Source organism: Parafrankia discariae, assembly GCF_000373365.1.
GTDB lineage: Bacteria > Actinomycetota > Actinomycetes > Frankiales > Frankiaceae > Parafrankia > Parafrankia discariae.
Map to the genome: position 1 here is coordinate 66,160 of NZ_KB891159.1, position 19,694 is coordinate 85,853.

A 19,694-nucleotide genomic window follows, 5' to 3' on the forward strand; every position below is an offset into this window, starting at 1 on the left:
CCCCGGTGAAATCTGCCCTGAAAGGGCAAGGAAGGCGCCAAACGGCGAGCAGGCCCGCCGAAACGGCGAGCAGGCCCGCGGGGCGCGTCGGGCGGTCAGCCGGCGACACGGCGGTAGACGGCGGCGGTCAGCTCCGCGGTGCGCCGCCAGGTGAACGCGCGGGCGTGCTCGCGGCCGGCGGCGGCCTCGGTGGCGGCCCGGGCGGTGTCGGCCGGTTCGGCGAGCGCGGTGCCGAGGGCCCCGGCGAGGTCGTCGGCGAAGACGTCCCACCGGCCGGGGGTGACCAGGCGGACGCCGGCGGCGGCGCCGACCACCTCGCGGACCGCGGGGATGTCGGCGGCCACGACCCGGGTACCGGCGGCCAGCGCCTCCAGCGGCGGTAGCCCGAAGCCCTCGTAGCGGGACGGAAAGCACAGCGCGGCCGCGCCGGCGACCACGGAGCGCAGCTCGGCGTCGTCGAGGTAGCCGAGGGTGACGACGGCGTCCGCGGGCAGGCCCGAGGTGTCGAGCGCCGGGCCCCAGCCGGGCGGGCCGACGAGCGCCAGCGGCGGGGTGTCGGGCTCGTCGGCGCGCAGCCGGCGCAGCGCCTCCAGCAGCACCGGCAGGTTCTTGCGCGGCTCCGCGGACCCGACGAACAGCAGGTACCGCTCGGGCAGGCCGCGGGCGGCGAGCCAGCCGCGGGCCGGGGGAGCGGCGTCGAACCAGGCGGGGTCGACGCCGAGCGGGGTCGGGGTCACGATGTCCGGGTCGAGCCGGTAAGCGGCGATCACCTCGTCGGCGACGGCGCGGCTGGGGGTGAGCACGGCGGCGGCGCGGCGCAGCCCGCGTGGCACCAGCGTCGCGTAACGCGCGGAGGCGGCCGACACCGTGTCCGGGGTGCGCAGGTAGGACAGGTCGTGCACGGTCAGCACGCCGCGCGCCGACGACAGCGGGCCGAGGACGAAGTTCGTCCCGTGCACGATGTCCGCCCGCCCGGTGAGCCACTCGGTGGGCGGGCGCTCCGAGCGGGTCCAGGCGTCCTGCAGCAGCCGCGCCGGGACGCGCCGCGCCGCCGGGCGGACCCCGGCCGGCAGTGCGGCGCCCAGCCCCGCCCCGCCGCGCCAGGTGAAGGCGGTCGCCGCCACGTCGAGCTCCGCCCCGGGCAGCTCGACCAGCCCGGTCAGCAGCGCCGCCGTGTACCGGCCGACGCCGGTGCGCGGCCCGAGCAGCGGGGTTCCGTCGAGGACGACGCGCAGCTTCGACACCGTGGTCAGCGGCCCGTGCCCGGAAGCGAATCCGTGCCCGGAAGCGAGTCCATGGTCAGCGGTGAGCCCGTGGTCGGCGGTGAGTCCATGGTCAGGAGTAGAGCCGGCGCTGTTCGGCGATGCCGTGCCAGCGTTCGGCGAACGCGGCGTCGGAGAACTGCTGGGCCCGCTGCACGGAGGCGGCGGCCAGCCGGGAGCGCAGCCCGTCCTCGGCGGCGAGCCGGCGGGTGAACGAGGCGACCTGCTCCGGGCCGGTCCAGCGGTAGCCGTCCACCCCGTGCCGGACGATCTCGCGCTGCCCGGCCCGGTCGATGACCACCGGCACGCAGCCGCCGGCCATCGCCTCGACGGTCGTCATCCCGAAGTGCTCCGCCGTCCAGGGGCGTTTGCGGTCGTCCTCGCCGTAGCCGGTCGCGGACCAGAACACCGAGCTGGTCGACAGCAGCCGCTCCACCTCGGCGCGCGGGGCGTTCGGCAGGACCTCGACGGGTACCCCCGCCCCGGCGGCGCGGACCTGCTCGACGTAGGGCTTCTGCGAGTCCTCGCAGCCGCCGACGACGTACATCCGCCAGTCGGGCAGCGCCCCGGAGCGGTACAGCTCGGCGAACCACTGGACCATCTCGAGCTGCCGCTTGGCGTGGCCGAGGCCGGGGGCGAAGAACCGGCCGACGGTGACGACGGCCTTCTCCCGCTCCGGTGCCGGGGTGAGCCGGTCGACCTGGATCGGCGGGAAGAGCACGTCGGAGTCCCGGCGCCACATCCGCCGGATCCAGCCCCGGGTGTACTCGGAGTTGGCCATGACGGTGTCGTAGCCCTCGAGGTAGCCGAGGTCGGCCGGGTCGCGCAGCAGCCAGGGGAAGCGCAGCGCCATCCGCTCCAGCGCGCCCTCGTCGGCGTCGGTGACCCGCGGCCGGCTGACGGCCACCCCGAGCTCGCGGACGTCCGCCGGCCCGGGGGAGAAGACCTCGCTGACGAAGGTGAGCTCCGTCCCGGCGGTCGAGGACGGCAGAGTGATCTCGAACGGCGCGAACGCCTGCTCGATCTGGAGCTTGGCGAGGACGGTGCCGTCCGCGTCGACGACCCGCAGCCGCACGCCCTCACTCGCCCCGGGACGCCCGATGTCCGCGCGCAGGGTGCGCCCGCCGCCCGGGTTGACGGCCAGGATGCCGTCGCCGTTCGTCCAGGTCCACTGCCGCCGACGGCCCCCTTCGGGCGGGTACCAGCCCTGCCCGAAGCTGACGGCCGGGCTGACCCCGCGCAGCAGCGGCCCGGCGGTGCGCACCGCGGCCTTGCGCCAGGCGGCCATGTCGTGGTCGAACGGCGTCGGGAAGAAGCACAGGTAGGCCGACCGCGGTGAGCGTGGGGCGAGCCGGCTCATGTACGAGCCGTTCACGAACAGGTGGTAGGACTCGGACAGCGCGGCGATGGCGTCCTCGCCGCGGTCCGGCAGCCGCCGGTAGCGGCAGCCGGACAGGTCCAGGCCCAGGTGGCTGCCGAGCGCGTCGAGGTCGACGTCGGAGTGCCCGATCAGGTCGACGTCGAGCCCGTCCGCGGCCAGCACCTGCGCGATCATGCCGTTGTGGCGCTCGCCGCCGCCCATCGAGTGCCAGAAGCGGTTGTAGACCGCCGCCCGCAGCCCGGGAGTGGCCCGCGGACCGGCCGCCGCCGGCAGCTCCGCGGCGTCAGCGGAGTCGGGGGTCGTCATCGCTCGACCAGCCAGCTCTGCAGGCTGACCCGGCGTTCGGTGGCGGTGGCGCCGATCTCCCGGCGGCGGCGCAGCATCGCCGGCAGCAGCCGCAGGTAGGAGGCGAAGACCCGCACCCGCAGCACGGTGGGGCGCACCGCCGGGCGGCTGCGCGAGCGCCAGGCCTGCCGCCAGGTCCGCACGGCGATCGACGCGGTGGTCAGCGGGTAGCGCGCGACCGCCGAGACGGCCGTGCGCGCGGTCGCGTCCTTGGTCAGCATCAGCAGCCGGTTGCGGTCGGTGTGGAACACGAACAGCGGTGACCACTCGACACTCGACGCCGAGTGGACGTGGCGCAGCACCGCGCCCGGCACGTAGCGGATCTGGTAGCCGCGGGCCCGGATCCGCCAGGAGAGGTCGGTGTCCTCGTAGTAGAGGAAGAAGTCGTCGTCGAACCAGCCGAGCGCCTGGCCGAGCTCGGTCCGCATCGCCATGCCGTTGCCGCAGGCGGTGAAGACCTCCTCCGGGTTGTCGAACTGGCCGGCGTCGATCTGCTGGTAGCCGCGGTCGGCGCCGTAGCCGTCGGTGAGCACGATCCCGCCGACGTTGTTGATCACGTCGACGCGCGGGGCGCCCTCGTCCACGGTGAACGACACGGTGGACGGCTCGGCGCCCGCCGGCAGCGTGCGCGTCGCGGTGGTGTCACCGGCGCCGGCCCAGCCCAGGGTGACCTGCTTGGCGGTGTCGCCGGCCCAGGTCAGGCCGATGGTGACCGGGCCGCCCTCGGGCACCGGCACGCACAGCTCGCCCTCGCCGCGGGTCCAGAAGAACGGTGCGTCCGCCGGGCCCTCGGCGCCGAAGGTGAGCTTCTCCCACAGCACCTCGCGCAGCGCCTCGCGGCCGTTCACCGTCACCGAGCTCACCCGGACGCCCAGCTCACGCGGGTCGTGCGGCCCCGGCGAGAAGGTGGACGTCGACAGGGTCAGCCGCAGGAAGCGGGGGAGGAACACGACCTTGCCGGTGACGGCGCCGAGCCGGTTGCCGCCCGGCTCGGCGAACGGCGCCAGCAGCCGGGCCAGCCAGTCCGGCTCGGGGATGGCGTCGTTGTTCAGCAGCACCGCGTACGGGGTGGTGACGCCCCGCAGGGCCAGGTTGTTGCCGCCGGCGAAGCCGAGGTTGCGGTCCGAGGGGACGAGTTTCGCCCAGGGGTAGCGCTGCGCCAGCACCTCCCGAGAGTCGTCGGCCGAGGCGTTGTCGACCACGTGCGTCTCGAAGGTGAACGGCGCGTCCTGCTTGGCGACCGCGTCCAGGCAGGGCGGGAGTAGATGGGCGCCGTTCCAGTTCACGATGACGATCGTGGCCAGTGGCTCGGGTGCCGCCTGGTTCGCCTGGTTCGCCTGGTTCGCCGTGGCCGGGCCGGGGCGCACTCCGTTGCTGGTCGCCCTGTCACTGGTCGCCCGGTCCGTCATCGGCGCAGCCTCGCCTCGTAGTCGACCTTGAGTAGCCCGGCGACCTGCGGGCCGCTGACCCCGAACAGCTCCTCGAAGCGCCGGACCGTCACCGGCTGGCCGGTGGCGGCGTCCGACACCCGGACGTTGATCGCGAACGCACCCAGCAGCTCGGGCAGCCGGGGGACGACGAAGTCCACCACGGCGGTCCCCGGGCCGGGGCTGATCCCGCCGGGCGGGGTCTCCATCATCCAGATCGGTACCTCGCCCTGCCCCATGATCTCCACGTGCAGGTAGACGTACTGCGGCGCGCTGTCGGTCAGGTCGAGCTCGACGCTGACCGTGAGCTGCTCACCCGGGTCGTACTGCACCTCGGACGGCCCGCCCGGGTTGCGGCTGAACATCACCGCGGTCGGCTTCACCGGCGCGAGGTCGAAGGGGAGCGGCCCGTCCACGGGCAGGCTGCCCAGGCGCTGGCGCAGCAGCTTCGTCCCGACCACCGGCTGCCCGTCGAAGATCATGTTGCCGGACTCCAGCACCAGGATCCGGTCGCACATGTTCTCGATCAGGTCGAGGGAGTGCGTGACGAACAGGATCGTCCGGCCCTCGTCGCGGAACTGGGCGATCTTGGCCAGGCACTTGCGCTGGAACGCCTCGTCGCCGACGGCGAGCACCTCGTCGACGAGCAGGACGTCCGGGTCGACGTGCACGGCGACGGCGAAGCCGAGCCGCACGTACTGGCCGGACGAGTAGTGCTTGACCTCGTCGTCGATCTTGTGGCGCAGCTCGGAGAAGTCGACGATCGAGTCGAAGAGCCGGTCGATCTCGCGCTTGGACAGCCCGAGCAGGGACGCGTTGAGGTAGACGTTGTCCCGGCCGGAGAGCTCACCGTTGAACCCGGCGCCCAGCTCGAGCAGGGACGCGATCCGACCACTGACGGACACGTCGCCGTGGGTCGGGCGCAGGATCCCGGCGAGTACCTTGAGCAGCGTCGACTTGCCCGAGCCGTTGGCCCCGGCGAGGCCCACCGTCTGCCCGCGGCCGATCTCGACGTTGATGTCGCGCAGCGCCCAGAAGTCCTCGCCGCTCGTCGTGTCCCGCCGGACGAAGCGTTCCTTCAGGCTGGTCGCGCGCTTGTGGTAGGCGACGAACTTCTTCCCGACGCCGGTGGCGCGGATGACCACCGGGGCACCCGGTGCCGGCGGCGCCGACGGTGCGGCGGCGGCCGGCTGCGCGGGCTGCATCGGGGGCGGGGCGAGCGGTTGCGACGGCACTAGAGGTCCTCGGCGAAGTCGGCCTGCAGCCGCCGGAACACTCGCAGCCCCAGCCACAGCACGGCCAGCGAGATGAGCCCGGCGATCGCCAGGTGTTCGAGGTAGAAGCGATAGCCCGCGTCCGCGAGGACGGTCGTCGACCCGACGGTGTTCCCCGGGGGCGGATCGTAGATCGCCCGTTGGAAGGTGATGACGACCACCGCCATCGGGTTGAGCAGGTACACCCAGGTCCACTCGTGCAGCCGGCTCTGGATCAGGCCGAACTGGTAGACCATCGGGTTGACCCAGAACCAGGCGAGCAGCGCGACGTCCAGCAGGTGCTGGGTGTCGCGGTAGCGGACGTTGAGCGCGGCCACCAGCAGCGACAGCGCCACGGTGAACAGCAGCGCCACCGCCCCGGCCGGGACGAGCAGCAGCAGCTCCGGCCCGAACAGGCTGTAGCCGAGGCCGAGGACCACGACGAAGAGCACAGCGAGCTGGAGTGCGAAGTGCACCGCGGAGAAGCCGACCGCCGACAGCGGCAGCACCAGCAGCGGGAAGCGCACCTTCTTCACCAGGTTGGCATTGGCGACCACGCTGCCACACGCCGCCGAGACACTGCCCGAGAACGCGTTCCAGACCAGCAGACCCGACATCAGGTAGATGCCGAACCGCGGAATTCCGGACTTCATCACGACCTGGAAGACGAACGTGTAGACGACCAGGAGCAGCAGCGGATTCGCCAGTGACCAGGCGAAACCGAGGGTCGAACCCTTGTATTTGACCTTCAGGTCCTTGCGGATCAGGTTTCGCAGCAGCTCCCAGCGGACCCGCGTCTGCGCGCGGCTGCGGTGGTCGACATGGCGCGCACCGGACCCGCGCGGACGGTTCGCCGGAGCGCCGCGCGTCGGCTCCGGTTTCGGGAGCGTGGACAGATCAGCCACCCTCGACATGGCCTTCTTCTCCCCGCGTCGGGCGTGCATCTCGGACCCGCACCGTGCTCGGCCCCTCCTCCGCCCAGCGCAACCGTCACCGGTTGGCTCGTGTCGTCAACTCGGGTTCGTGACGATGGCCGTAGACCGTACCGCGCACCCGCCCGAGAGGTGATGCCCCCAGTCCGGTGAGTGCCACCTCCAGGGTGGTTCATAGTATCGAGCCGTCTATCTGGCTCCGGCCGGCAGCCGCCACGACCCGAACAGCGCGTCTCGTACCCGAGCAGCCTGTTCCCGCCGGGCGCCTGGCCGGCCCAGAAGAGGCGACCGGGGACCCGGTCGCCTGGAGGGGGCGGGCAGTGTTCACCGACGTCCGACTTCGCGAGGTCTGGTCGCATCTGGAGTCGGGCGGTGCGCAGGCCCTGACTCTGGATGTATTCGACACTCTGCTCTGGCGCATGGTGCCCGAGCCGGCTCACGCGTTCATCACGCTGGGACATCGACTGACCGATCTCGGTCAGCTCCCGTCCGGGGTCACCCCGGGGGAGTTCGCCCGGCTGCGTGTCTACGCCGAGCACCAGGCCAGGCTGCACTCGCACGAGGTGCGCGGCACCCACGAGGTGCGCCTGGACGAGATCTGGCAGGTGCTCGTCCCCGCGCTGCCCGGCGCGGGCGGCATCGGCGACCTGATGGACGTCGAGCTCGCCGTCGAGCGGGACCTGTGCCGGGCCGACCTGGCCGTGGTGGAGCTCGCCGAGCTCGCCATGACCAAGCTCGGCCTGCCGGTCTACCTGCTCTCCGACACGTACTTCTCGGCCGCGCAGCTGGAGCGGCTGCTCAGCCGCCCGGAGCTCGCCGGGGTGCCGTTCACCCAGATCTTCACCTCCTCCGACGCGGGCATCAGCAAGAGCGACGGGCTGTTCCGGCACATGCTGGCCGCCTCGAACCTGCAGCCCTCCCGGGTCGTCCACCTCGGGGACCACCCGGTGGCGGACGTGGAGAGCGCCCGCGAGCACGGGCTCGTCGCCATCCACTACCCGAAGTACTCCGGGTCACTGAAGGCGACGATCGAGCTGGAGGGCCTGCTCACCGGCCCCGGGGACGACACCCCCCTCGACGCCGCCAACGGCGACTACGGCATGACCGCGCTGCGGGCCCGCTCGCTGCACCGGGCGGACGCCGCCGCCGTCCCGCCGGGGCTGCGCCGCTACTGGGAGTCCGGGGCGACCGTGTTCGGCCCGGTCTTCACCGGGTTCGCCGACTGGGCGGTGGAACGCACCGGGGACCACGGCGCCGACCACATCTACTGCCTGATGCGCGAGGGTGACTTCCTCTCCCGGCTGATCGCCGACCCGGGCGCCGACGCCGGGGTGACCACCTCGACGCTGTGGGCGTCCCGGCAGGTCTGCGCGCTGGCGAACGTGTTCGAGGGCAGTCCCGAGGAGCTGCGCGGGTTCCTCGTCCGCCGGCACGCGCCCAGCGTCGGCCAGCTGCTGCGCCAGCTCGGTGTGGCCATCGACAACGTCGCCGGCATCTCCTCGCTCACCGACCGCCGGCTCGACGTCCCCGGCCTGCTCGACGACACCCTCGAGGCGCTGTGCTCCGACGAGCGCATCCGCAGCGAGATCGTGCTGACCGCCGGCCGGCTGCGCGACCGCTACGTCCAGTACCTCGACACCCAGCTGCCCGACTCGGGCCGCATCGTGCTGGTCGACCTGGGCTGGGGCGGCACCATCCAGGCGCTGCTCGCCCGGCTGCTCGCCTCCACCGGGCGCGAGTTCGACGTCGTCGGCCTGTACCTGGCGACGAACGCCGCCGCCGGCACGCACCGCCTCGCCGGCCTGCAGATCGAGGGTTACGCGGCCTCCGGCGGGCAGCCCGAGCTGATGGCCAACCAGCTCATGCGCAGTCCCGAGGTGCTCGAACAGCTCTGTATGCCCGACATCGGCTCGCTGGTCTCCTTCGACGACGACGGCCGGCCCGTCCTGAGCATCGACCGGACGTCGCGGACCCAGGTCGCCCAGCGGACCGCCGTCCAGGACGGCATCCTCGCCTTCCAGCGGGAGTGGCTGCGCTACCGGCGCTCGGAGACGGCGATGCCGTCGCTGTCCGAGCCCGGGGCCCGGCACGCGTCGCTGCGGACGCTGACCCGGTTCGTCTCCCGTCCCACCGCGGCCGAGGCGTCGGCGTTCGGGGCCTGGGCGCACGACGACAACTTCGGCTCCGACTCCACCGAGGGCCTGCTGCCGCCCGAGCTGGTCCGCCGGATGCCCTACCTGACCCCCGCGGACGTCGAGAAGATCACGATGCGGGAGCTGTACTGGCCCGCGGGTGTGGCCGGGGTCGCGAACCGGTCGCTCGCGGTGATCAGCGGCCTGGCCGCCGCGGCCGGGGTGCCCGCCGAGGAGGTCTCCCCGGAGGCGGCGGCCGGCCCGGTCGAGCTGTACGTCGACACCGGCACCGACTTCGCCCACGGCCAGAAGGAGATCGCGGTCACCCGCTCCGGCCGGGACGGCATGTCGATCGTCCGCCTGCGCATCGACGGGATCGGCGTCCGGCGGGTGCGCATCGACCCGGCCGGCCGGCGCGGCCTGCTCCGCCTCGACTGGCTGACGATCTCGTTCCACCTGCACAACGCCGTCGAGCCGTACAAGGTCACCGTCACCTCGCTGGACGACCTCGCCGGCCAGCAGCTCGCCCTGGTCGGGGTCCGCCTGCTGCAGGCCAACCTGCTGGAGATCGTCGGCGACGACCCCCAGATCATCTACACGATCGATTTCACCACCCAGCCCACGCTGGGCGGGACGTACGCGATCGAGGTCGAGATGGCCTTCGGCTGGCTCGGGATCCGGGCCGACCCGCTGCAGGTGCGCACGGCCGGCGTCGCCCGCACCGGCCTGCCCGTCCGCGCCGCCCGCAAGATCCGCCGTGAGCTGGGCGGCCTGCGATGACGTCCGAGCCCGGCGGCCCGGACGACATCGACGGGGCCGACCGGGACCACGCGGGCGGCCGAGACCGTTCACACAGCCCGGACCGCCCGCACAGCCAGGACAGCCCGCACAGCCAGGACCGGCCGGACCGCCCGGACCGTTCGGGTGGTCGGGGCCGTGACGACCTGGTCCGCGCGGACGGCGCCGACAGCCCGGACCGGGCGGGCCCGGTCCGGGGTACCGGGCGGCAGCCGGCCCAGGGCCGGAACGATCCCACCGGTGGGGAGGACGCCGCCGGCCGCTGGTTCCGCCCGTCGACGGACCCGACGGGTGCCTGGCCGGGCCGCCAGTCCGAACGCGGGGCGGCCGGCCCGGGTCAGTCCCCGCCGCCGGCGGGCGCGGTGCCGCCGCCGACCGTGGTGCCGCCGGCGGGCGCGGTGCCGCCGCCGACCGTGGTGCCGCCGGCGGGCGCGGTGCCGCCGCCGACCGTGGTGCCGCCGGCGGGCGGGGTGCCGCCGGCGGGCGGGGTGCCGCCGCCGACCGTGGTGCCGCCGCCGGCCCTGCCGAGGCCTCCGGTCGAGCAGCGTCCACCCACGCCGCCCTCGACGACACCACCACCGACCGCGTTGCCCCCGTCCTCCCTCTTCACTCCGCGCCCGGCCCCGCCCGCGGCCGGGCAGCGTGCCGCGGAGCAGCCGGGCCCGCTCGGCGGCCGGCCCGCTCCCGTCTCGTCCGGGTACGTCGTCTCGCCGGGGAGCTCGGCGACGTTCGACGCGCCCGTGGATGACCCGGGCCGCCCGGAACCCCGGGGCCGGCGCGCCGGCCCTCCGGCAGCGGCCCCGTCGAGCGGCGTGACGCCCGGCGGCCCGGTCCCCGGCGGCCCGGTCCCCGACAGCCCGGTTCCCGGTGGCCCTGCTCCGGGCGGCACCGAGCCTGGTGACGCCGGCGCCGGCAGGCGCACACCCGCGACCGCGGCGGCGGCCAAGGCGGCGGACCTGGAGGTGCGTGACAGCTTCGCCGAGCTCGCGGCCGTCACCTACGACGGCGGCGACCACGCCCCCGAGATCACCGAGATCACCGAGAAGACCCTCGCGCCGCTGTTGCTGCACTCGCTGTCGGACCTGCGTGAGATGTGGGTTCCGCTGCTGGAGGCGTCCGGGGCGCGCAGCATCGCCGAGATCGGCTCGGAGAGCGGGGTGACGACGTCCCTGCTCGTCGACCTGCTGCGGCGCGGCGGTGGCGGGCGGCTGCTGGTCATCGACCCCGAACCGGGTGTGGCGCCGTCCTCCGGCGGTGGTCTCGACGTCGAGGTCGTCCGCGGTTACAGCCCCGAGGCGCTGGACGGCCACGCCCCGACCGACGCCTACCTGATCGACGGGGACCACAACTACGCCACGGTCCGCGGCGAGCTCGGGATGATCGAGACCGCCGTGCGCGACTTCGGCCGCTCCTATTTCCCGCTGGTCATCCTGCACGACGTCGGCTGGCCCGCCGGCCGCCGGGACCAGTACTACGCCCCCGACCGCATCCCGGAGTCGGTGCGCCAGCCGAACTCGTGGGACGTTGGCGTGGAGATCGACCGGACGGACGCCGTCCCCGGCCGCGGCTTCCGCGGCATGGGCGCGTTCTCCTGGGCGCTGGCCGAGGGCGGCCCCCGCAACGGGGTGCGCACCGCCGTCGAGGACTTCGTCGCCGAGCATCCCGACCTGCGTTTCTTCACCATCGCGCCGATCTTCGGACTCGGTGTGATCCTCGACCGCCGTGCCCCCTGGGCCCGCCGCGCCGCCGACCTGCTCGCACCGTGGGTCGCCAACACCCTGCTGGCCCGGATGGAGCGCAACCGCGTCGACCTGTACCTGCGGGTCCTCGCGCTGCAGGACGACGCGGTCGGCGCCGCCCGCGCCCGGCAGCGGGAATGGGCCCGGATCGACGCCGAGCGCAGCGAGGCCGCCGCCCGTGACCTGCAACGGCTGAACCGGATCAGCGAGCTCGAACAGGAACTGGCCGCCGCGCGCAAGGTCCCCCGCCCGCCGTGGGTGCCCGCGTCACCGGACGAGTCGAAGCTGGTCACCGCCGCCCGGATCGCCAACGCCGCGCTGCGCTCCCGCCGCGGTGGTGGGCCCGGTGGGCCCGGCGGCCCCGGCGTGCCGTCCGCCGCGAGCTCTCCCGCCAGCCGCGTCGGCAATGCCGTAGTCGCCCGGCTGGGCTCCGGCCTGACCCGCCGCACCGACCACGGATCCACCCCCGGCCGCCCCGCCCGGTGACACCCGCCGAAGTGAGTTGTCAGAGCCGCTCTGTGTGCTGCTCACGCAACTCGCTTCGGTGTGGGCCCGGGCTGGGCCGGCTGGGGTGGGGTCAGCAGACTGGCTGGTAGGGGACGTCTGTGATGTCGCGTTGCCATTCGGCCGCGGTGATCTGGCGGGACGGGTCCGCGCAGGCGCGCGCGACCAGGCCGGCGTCGTCGATGCGGGAGATCCGGGCCGTGTGGTCGTCGCTGACGGTCACGATGGACGTGCCGTCCGGGGTGAACTCGACGGCCTGGACCCAGTCCCCGTGGCCGGAGACCCGGCCGGCCGGCGCGGGCTGGCCCGGCGCGGTCAGGTCCCACAGGTGGACGCTGGTGTCCCAGCCGGCGGTGGCCAGGGTCCGGCCGTCCGGGCTGTAGGCGACGTCGAAGACCCACTTCTCGTCCGCGCGGAACGACGCGGTCGCGCCCGGCCGCGTCGGGTCGGTGACGTCCCAGATCTTGACCAGGCCGTCGTAGCCACCGGTGGCCAGGCGCCGGCCGTCGGGGCTGAAGGCGACCGTCCAGACGAAGTCCGTGTGGGCGGTGATGGCGGCCAGCGGGCGGGGCTGGCGCGGGTTGGCGATGTCCCACAGCCGCGCCGTGTGGTCGGCGCTCGCGGTGGCGAGGAGCTTGCCGTCCGGGCTGAAGGCGACCTCGTTGACCCAGCTGGTGTGCCGGTTAAGCACGGCGAGCTCGTGCGGCTGGCGCGGGTCGGTGATGTCCCACAGCCGGGCGGTGTTGTCGTAGCCCGAGGTGGCCAGCATCCTCCCGTCGGGGGAGAAGGCGGCGTCGAGGACGTACCCGTTGTGCGCCAGCATGACCGACAGCTGCTTCGGCCTGGTCCGGTCGCTGATGTCCCACAGGCGCGCGGAACGGTCGTAGCCGACGGTCGCCAGCAGCTTCCCGTCGGGGCTGAACGCCGCGTCGAGCACCCAGGCGCCGTGCGCGTCGATGGTGGCCAGCTGCCGGGGGCGCGTCCGGTCGGAGACGTCCCACAGCCGGGCCACGTTGTCGGCCCCCGAGGTGGCGACGGTCCGACCGTCCGGGCTGATGCCCAGGCCGAGCACGGAGCCGGTGTGCCCGCTCAGCACGGTCGCGGTGGCGGCGGAATAGGACGTCCGCAGGCTGGCGCGGGCCTGCGGCACCGGGCTGATCCGGAACGCCGCGAGGCTCAGTCGCGCCGCCCGACCGGCGTCGGAGTCGCGCACCGCCTCGGCGGTCGCGGCCACCCGCCGCGCCACGTCGGCCTGTGTCTCCTCCTTGCCGGCACCGGTGCTGAAGGCCAGCGGGATGAGCGCGGCGATCAGCAGCAGCGCGAGCACCGGTGCCGCGAACAGCGCGATCCGGCGCCGCGAGGTGGCCGCGAGGAACCGGGTGGCCCGGGGTCCGGGCCCGCCGCCCGGCGCCGGCTGGCGGCGGTCGGCGGCCTGGTCGTGCTCGGGCGCCGGCTGCGCGGGGACGTCGGCGAGCGAGCGCGCCCCGTGCCCCGCCTCCCCGGCCCCGGTGCCGCCCGTGTCGGGGCCGGTGCCGCCCGTGCCCGCACCGGTGCCGGCGCTCGCACCGGTGGACTGCCCCCCCCGCGCGGTGCCGCCGCTCCGGCCCGGCGGCGGGGTTCCTCCGGCCTGCCCCGGCAGCGCGGCACCGGGGCTCTGGCCCGCCGGTGCGGCGCCGGCGGGAGCGCCGTCCACCGGCGGCGCCGCGGAACCGGCCCGCGGATCCGTGGCCGGGGTGATGACGGGGGTTGATCCCGTCCTGATGACCCGGGTGACGTCGGGGTCGGGATGGGTCGCCGGCCCCATGCCGACCAGCCGCAGGAACAGCTCCTGCGCGGACGGCCGCTGCGCCGGGTCCTTGCGCATGGCCTGCTCGACGATCGGTCGCAGCGCCGGGTCGAGGCCGTCCAGCAGCGGTTCCCGGTGGACGACCCGGTAGAGCTGGACCGGCGTCGGCCCGTCCCCGAACGGATAGGAGCCGGTGCCGGCGTAGGTGACGAGGCCGCCCCAGGCGAAGATGTCGGCCGCGGCGGTCACCGCCAGGCCGTTGGCCTGCTCGGGTGCCATGAACGCCGGTGTCCCGATGCGCTGGATCTCCTGGCTGAGCATGGTCTGGGCGTCGAGGGCCCGGGCGATGCCGAAGTCGATCACCCGCGGGCCGAGGGTCGAGAGCAGCACGTTGGACGGTTTGAGGTCACGGTGCACCAGCCCGGCACCGTGGATGGCCGTCAGCGCGGCGGCGACGCTGACCGCCACCCGCTCCAGGTCCGCCGAGCGCAGCGGGCCCTCGACGGCCACGGCCTGCGCCAGCGTGAGGCCGTCGACGTACTCGGTGACCAGGTACGGCTGCCCGTCGGGCGGGTCGACCACGTCGAGGACCTCGGCCGTGCAGAAGCGGGCGACCCGCCGGGCGACGTCCGCCTCCCGCCGGAACCTGGCCCGGAACTCGGGGACACGGGCCAGGTCGGCCCGAATGACCTTGACGGCCACCAGCCGGTCATCCGGGCTGCGCCCGAGGTAGACCGTGCCCATGCCGCCCTCGCCGAGACGCCCGAGCAGCCGGTAACGGCCGAGTTGTTCGGGGTCGTCCGAACCGAGTGGCAGAGCCAGGTTCGACGCGGCGGTGGTCGAGGGTCCGGTGGGATCCGGAGGCGGCGCGGTCTCCCAGTCCCGCTTTCGACGCACGGCTCCCCCCGAACCGAGATGGCTGACACCGCAGAGCCTACGCGTGCGCTCCGCGGCCTGCTTTCAGTGTGACGGCACCGGGCTCGTCACGCTCGGCGGGTCGCCTTTTGCCGTGGAACGCGTTGTCGCGGTCGTGGGGGTACTCGTGGCCTGGGAGCGTCCCGGCCCGGAAGGCCGGGAGTCGACGGATGCGATGTCCACGGGTTCGGAGTCGTCCATCGTCGTGGATTCGGTCGACCCGTCCGGGGAAGACACCGGATGTGAATCCGCCGGTCGTGAATCCGCCGGTCCCCAGTCGGTCGTTCTCGGATCGTTCGTTCTCGGATCGTTTGTTTCCGGGCCGGCGGTTCCTGGAGTGGCGGTTTCCGGAGCGGCGGTTCTCAGGCGGGCCGCGCCCGGACCGGTCGGGCCCGGACGGGTCGGGCCCGGGTCGGCGTCAGGACCCTGGAACGCGATCCATCCGCAGCTCACCAGCACTGCCAGCGCGAGCGCGGCGCCGACCCACACCGTGGCGACGGCGGCGGCCGGCGGCCAGGGGGACCAGGCCGTCATCGCGTCCCAGGCGTCGGCGAGATCGCCACCCGGGGGCTTCCAGAAGTACGGCAGAACGGTTTTGACCGACCACCACTGGGCCGCCGCGGCGGCCGCGAAGAAAAGGACCGGAAAGACCCGGGAGACCCGTCGGCCGAAGGCCAGCGAGCCCATCCCGACGCCGATCGCCAGTGCCGGCAGGCCCGCGTACAGGTAACGCCCCGAGATCCCGCTGACGTGATGATGGTCGGCGAACGCGAGGGCCGACTGCAGGGTCATCAACCCGAACAGGCCGATTGTCGGCCACAGCAGGAACAGCAGATTCACCCGCGTCCGGCCGTCGCGTCCCCGGATGACCGCCAGCGCGAAAAGAACGACCACCGCGACGCTCGCGGGGCGGACGAACTCCGTCGGCAGGTTCGTCTCGAACCAGCCGAACGAGCCCCACCAGCGCAGGATCGTCCCGTTGACCAGGACCTCGGTGTAATCCCCCCAGTCGTCCAGGAGGTTGCCGAGCGGGAATCCGGGGGTCTCGGGCTGGAAGGTCCGGTACCGGACGAGGTTGACGACCCACCACCAGCCGCCGAACCCGATCATGAGCACGCCGCCGAGCAGGATCTGCCGCCAGGGCGGCCGGGTCGAGCCCGGCGGGACCGCCATGAGGCCGGTCTCGGCGAGCAGGAACGGGGCGTCCGGGCCGCGCCGCGGCGGCGCGGGTGGGGCGTGCGCGTCCCGCCGGGCCCGCCGCCAGGCGACGAGGTAGGCGAGCGCCGCCATCGGCACGAGCACGATCGCCAGCGATTTGGAGAACAGGGCGAGGCCGATGAACACCCCGGTCCACGCGGCCGTGCGCAGGGAGGTGTCCCCGCACAGGACGTAGACGATCGTCACCGTGGCCAGGCCCGCGGTCAGCGCGAGCAGGTTGTCGTTGTTGACACTCGATCCGATGTGGCTGAGCTGCGGGACCGCCAGGGGTACCAGCGCGGCGCAGGTGGACGCCACCCGGTTGCCGTCGCTGACCCGGTGCGCCCCCGCCCACGCGAGCAGCGGGATCGGCGCCACCATCAGCGCGCTCATCAGGCGCAGGATCCCGATGGTGACGTCCCAGCGCAGGTCGTCACCGTCGCCGCCGGGCAGCGCCCAGAGCACGGCGGCGCCGACCCAGTAGTACAGCGGCGGATGCTGGACGAGCTGCTGGATCTCCCCGGCGGGCTGCGGCTCGCCGTCGGGCTGGCGGATGTCGCCCATCTCGTCCCAGGTCGGGCGGTCGCCGCGCGGGGTGGCGTCGTCCTTGGCGATCGGGGCGTAGTCGAGGTCGTAGGGTAGCTTGTCGGTTCCGTAGGGTGATGCGGCTATCGCGCCGACCCCGTCGGGACGGACGAACGCGTGGCCGGGGTGTGGCCATCCCGCGCCCTGGACCAGCCGCATCACCGCGTCGACGTGGTTCGGCTCGTCAGGCGCGTGGTACTGCGGCACCAGCACCGACCAGCTGGCGAGCAGGGCCGCGAACAGCCCGGTGATCAGCCAGATCGGCAGCGGTGCCGAGCGCAGCAGCATGATCGGCCGAAAACGCGCTCCGACCGGGTAACCGGTGGGGGAGACGGTCGGCGACGCGGACACCGGCTCAGCGCCAGTGGTCGATGTGTCCGACGATCTTCGCCGGCGAGCCGGCCGCGATCGCCTTGGCCGGGACGTCCTTCGTCACCACGGCACCGGCGGCGACGACGGCGCTCTCCCCGACGGTCACACCCTTCAGCACGATCGCCCCGGCGCCGATCCAGGCCCGGTCCTCCAGCACGATCGGCCCGCTCATGGGCTGTTCCACTCCGTCCACGACCATGGGATGGAAGTCGTTGTCGAGCAGCTGGGTGTTCCACGACACGTTGCAGTAGGCGCCGATCTTCACCCGCTCCCGGACGAGGATCTTCGCGAAGCCGTTGATGTTGGCGAACGGGCCGAGCTCGAGCACCCCCGAGTCGACCACGACGCGGATCCCGCGCTGCAGCGAGACGACGCCCTCGCAGCGCACCCGGCCCTCCGGGTGCACGCGCAGGATCGAGACGTCGTGCTTGGTGGTGAGCCCGAACGGGGCGAGCCCGATGCGCAGCGCGGCGCCGTCGGCGAACTCGATCCGCTCGTGACCCTCGATCACAGTCGGTGAACCGATCCAGATCGGCTGCTTGTGTGCCAGCGGATACCGAAGACCGGCCACGAACGAACGGGCCGAGGTCTCCCTCGCGGCCCGCAGAGTCCGTACATGGCGCACATACTCCCGTAGATCACCTCTGAACGTCCCCACGAGCGGTAACAGTAGGCGCAGTCCGGGGGCGACCGGAGTTCGGGCCCCGGTGCGGGCCGTGTCACCCTGGAGAGCGGACTGCCCGCGACCTGCCGGGGACGGAACGCGGGCGCGCAACGACGACCGGGAGTCACACCGACGTGAGTGTCAGCGCCATCCATCCAGCCGAACAGCCGACGAAGACGGCTGTGGAGACACCGCCCTACGTGACCGTGGTGCTCCCCTGTTACAACGAGCAGGATCACGTCGTCCTCGAGCTCGAGCGCATCACGGCGGCGATGGACGTCAGCGGTTACAGCTACGAACTGCTGGTGATCGACGACAAGTCGACCGACGGCACGCTGGACGTCCTGCGCAACGTGGCGGAGAACTTCCCCCACATGCGGCTGATGCCGTTCCGGCGCAACGGCGGCTCGGGCACGGCGCGCCGCATCGGCACGCAGGAGGCCCGCGGGAAGATCGTCGTCTGGACCGACGCGGACATGACGTACCCGAACGAACGTATTCCGGAGTTTGTTCGCTACCTGGACGAAAACCCTGACGTGGATCAGGTCGTCGGTGCACGGACGACCGAGGAGGGCACGCACAAGTGGGCCCGCGTGCCGGCCAAGTGGTTCATTCGCATGGTCGCGCAGCGACTCTCCGGGACGAAGATTCCCGACCTGAACTCCGGCCTACGCGCGTTCCGCCGGGACGTGTCGCTTCCGTACCTGCGCCTGCTGCCGCCGGGATTCTCCTGCGTCACCACCATCACGATGGCGTTCCTGTCCAACCAGCACCCCGTGGACTACCTGCCGATCCACTACGCGAAGCGCTCGGGGACGTCCAAGTTCCACCCGTTCAAGGATGCCCGCCGCTACATCCTGCAGGTGCTGCGGATGGTCATGTACTTCGACCCGATCAAGGTCCTGATGCCGGTCGCCCTGTGGATCATGGCGCTCGGTTTCGTGAAGTTGATCGTCGACCTCGTCCGGTACGACCTGCGGGTGACCACCTCCACGCTGCTCGCGATCCTCGTCGGGTTCCAGATCGTGGTCCTCGCGCTGATCGGTGACCTGGTGGCCCGGTCGCGCAGCGACACCTGAGCGTCGGCGTGCGTATCGCGATCATCGGGCCGACCCATCCGTACAAGGGCGGGATAGCCCAGCACACCACCGAGCTGGCGCACCGCCTGGCCGCCCGCGGGCACGAGGTGCGGGTCGAGTCGTGGTCCCGCCAGTACCCGGCGCGGCTCTACCCGGGCCAGCAGCGGGTCGACACCCCCGAAGGGACGCCGTTCCCCGCGACGTCCTACCCGCTGTCCTGGCGCCGCCCCGACTCGTGGCTCCGGCTGGGCCGCCGGCTGCGCGGCCCGGGCACCCCCGGTTCCGCCGCCGCCGCGGATCTCGTCGTGCTGGTCGTCGTGACCCCGATCCAGGCTCCCGCCTACCTGGGCATCCTGACCGGGCTGCGCGGGCTGGCGGGGCCGCGGGGTCGGGCCGCGGGCACCCGGCCGTCCCGGGCCGTCCTCGCGCTGTGCCACAACGTGCTGCCGCACGAGCGTCGGCGGATCGACGAGCCGCTGGTCTCCGCGGTGCTCCGACGCTGCTCGGCCGTGCTGGTGCACACCGACCCGCAGGCGAAACTCGCCGCCGAGCTGACCGCCGCCCCCGTGCGCGTCGCCGAGATGGCACCCCACCTGTGGACCGCCGCCGACCAGGATCCGGCCCGCTCCGGGCCGGCGTCCGAGCCGACGCGCGGGCCGGCGTCCGGGCCGGCGCGTGAGCCGGCGCGTGAACTGCTCTTCTTCGGGCTGGTCCGGCCGTACAAGGGCCTCGACGTGCTGCTGCGCGCGCTCGCCGCCGGCCCCGAGGACGTCCGCCTGACCGTGGCCGGGGAGTTCTGGGGCGGTATCGAGAGCACGCGGGCCCTGGTGGCCGAGCTGGGCCTCGGCGAGCGGGTCACGCTGCGCCCCGGCTACGTGCCGGCCGAGGACGTCCCCGCGCTGTTCGCCGCCGCGGACGCCCTCGTCCTGCCCTACCGGGCCGGCACCGCCTCGCAGAACGTCGACCTCGCGCATCTGCACGGCGTCCCCGTCGTCGCCACCCGCGTCGGCACGCTCACGACGTCCGTGCGCGACGGGGTGGACGGCCTGCTCGTGCCGCCCGACGACCCGGCGGCGCTGGCGGCGGCCCTGCGCCGGCTGTACGAGCCGGGAGTCCTCGCCGGGCTGCGCGCGAAGGTGGCCCCACCCGACATCGACAGCGCGTGGGACGGCTACCTCGACGCCGTGCTCGAACCGTGCTGACGGCGCGGGCCCCGCTGCCGGCGGCCGGGGAGCGGGGCGACCCGAAGTGTGTCGCCTATGAGTGTGTTCAGTTGGGTGTTCAACGGGTCGGGACCAGGTCCCGCCTGGTGGGAAAGGCAGA

At 73.4% G+C, this 19,694-nt stretch carries 12 protein-coding genes; 4 read left to right on the plus strand and 8 right to left on the minus strand.

What is annotated here, in order from left to right:
• Positions 1-95 precede the first annotated feature (95 nt).
• The 5 genes from B056_RS0108690 to B056_RS0108710 form a co-directional block, all read right to left on the minus strand.
• On the minus strand, positions 96-1,235 hold the full coding sequence (locus B056_RS0108690; protein WP_026239482.1) for a glycosyltransferase family 4 protein: 1,140 nt from the start codon (positions 1,233-1,235) through the stop codon (positions 96-98).
• Positions 1,236-1,335: 100 nt separating this feature from the next.
• Positions 1,336-2,949: a glycosyltransferase gene (locus B056_RS0108695; protein ID WP_018501485.1), complete on the minus strand. Its 1,614-nt coding sequence runs from the start codon at positions 2,947-2,949 to the stop codon at positions 1,336-1,338.
• On the minus strand, positions 2,946-4,397 hold the full coding sequence (locus tag B056_RS0108700) for a glycosyltransferase family 2 protein (RefSeq protein WP_020572395.1): 1,452 nt from the start codon (positions 4,395-4,397) through the stop codon (positions 2,946-2,948). Before B056_RS0108700 ends, B056_RS0108695 begins: the two co-directional genes overlap by 4 nt.
• On the minus strand, positions 4,394-5,650 hold the full coding sequence (locus B056_RS0108705) for an ABC transporter ATP-binding protein (protein WP_020572396.1): 1,257 nt from the start codon (positions 5,648-5,650) through the stop codon (positions 4,394-4,396). Before B056_RS0108705 ends, B056_RS0108700 begins: the two co-directional genes overlap by 4 nt.
• A complete protein-coding gene (locus B056_RS0108710; protein ID WP_230202901.1) occupies positions 5,650-6,612 on the minus strand; it encodes an ABC transporter permease in 963 nt (320 codons plus the stop codon). Before B056_RS0108710 ends, B056_RS0108705 begins: the two co-directional genes overlap by 1 nt.
• 308 nt (positions 6,613-6,920) lie before the next feature.
• Between B056_RS0108710 and B056_RS0108715 the strand changes: the two genes are divergently transcribed.
• On the plus strand, positions 6,921-9,512 hold the full coding sequence (locus B056_RS0108715) for an HAD family hydrolase (protein ID WP_018501489.1): 2,592 nt from the start codon (positions 6,921-6,923) through the stop codon (positions 9,510-9,512).
• The gene (locus B056_RS45340) at positions 9,509-11,755 is read left to right on the plus strand and encodes a class I SAM-dependent methyltransferase (RefSeq protein ID WP_018501490.1); all 2,247 of its coding nucleotides are present in this window, start codon (positions 9,509-9,511) and stop codon (positions 11,753-11,755) included. Before B056_RS0108715 ends, B056_RS45340 begins: the two co-directional genes overlap by 4 nt.
• Before the next feature lie 91 nt (positions 11,756-11,846).
• Here B056_RS45340 and B056_RS0108725 read toward each other — a convergent pair whose 3' ends face one another.
• From B056_RS0108725 to B056_RS0108735, 3 genes are all read right to left on the minus strand, one after another.
• A complete protein-coding gene (locus B056_RS0108725) occupies positions 11,847-14,456 on the minus strand; it encodes a WD40 repeat domain-containing serine/threonine protein kinase (RefSeq protein ID WP_018501491.1) in 2,610 nt (869 codons plus the stop codon).
• 63 nt (positions 14,457-14,519) lie between these two features.
• Positions 14,520-16,607 carry a DUF2142 domain-containing protein gene (locus tag B056_RS0108730; protein ID WP_018501492.1) on the minus strand — a complete coding sequence of 696 codons (2,088 nt, stop codon included), beginning with the start codon at positions 16,605-16,607 and terminating at the stop codon, positions 14,520-14,522.
• Between the two features lie 4 nt (positions 16,608-16,611).
• Entirely contained in the window at positions 16,612-17,286 is a 675-nt protein-coding gene (locus B056_RS0108735) for an acyltransferase (protein ID WP_195905863.1), read from the minus strand.
• 140 nt (positions 17,287-17,426) lie between these two features.
• Here B056_RS0108735 and B056_RS0108740 point away from each other — a divergent pair, with 140 nt between their 5' ends.
• Positions 17,427-18,371 carry a glycosyltransferase family 2 protein gene (locus B056_RS0108740; protein WP_018501494.1) on the plus strand — a complete coding sequence of 315 codons (945 nt, stop codon included), beginning with the start codon at positions 17,427-17,429 and terminating at the stop codon, positions 18,369-18,371.
• Positions 18,372-18,379: 8 nt separating this feature from the next.
• Positions 18,380-19,573, plus strand: coding sequence for a glycosyltransferase family 4 protein (locus B056_RS0108745; RefSeq protein WP_018501495.1), 1,194 nt, complete (start codon positions 18,380-18,382; stop codon positions 19,571-19,573).
• Positions 19,574-19,694 lie beyond the last annotated feature (121 nt).

Bases quoted from the DNA above. Each gene is read 5' to 3' on its own strand.
- B056_RS0108695 (WP_018501485.1), bottom strand. From the start codon at position 2,949: ATGACGACCCCCGACTCCGCTGACGCCGCGGAGCTGCCGGCGGCGGCC.
- B056_RS0108700 (WP_020572395.1), bottom strand. From the start codon at position 4,397: ATGACGGACCGGGCGACCAGTGACAGGGCGACCAGCAACGGAGTGCGC.
- B056_RS0108710 (WP_230202901.1), bottom strand. From the start codon at position 6,612: ATGCACGCCCGACGCGGGGAGAAGAAGGCCATGTCGAGGGTGGCTGAT.
- B056_RS45340 (WP_018501490.1), top strand. From the start codon at position 9,509: ATGACGTCCGAGCCCGGCGGCCCGGACGACATCGACGGGGCCGACCGG.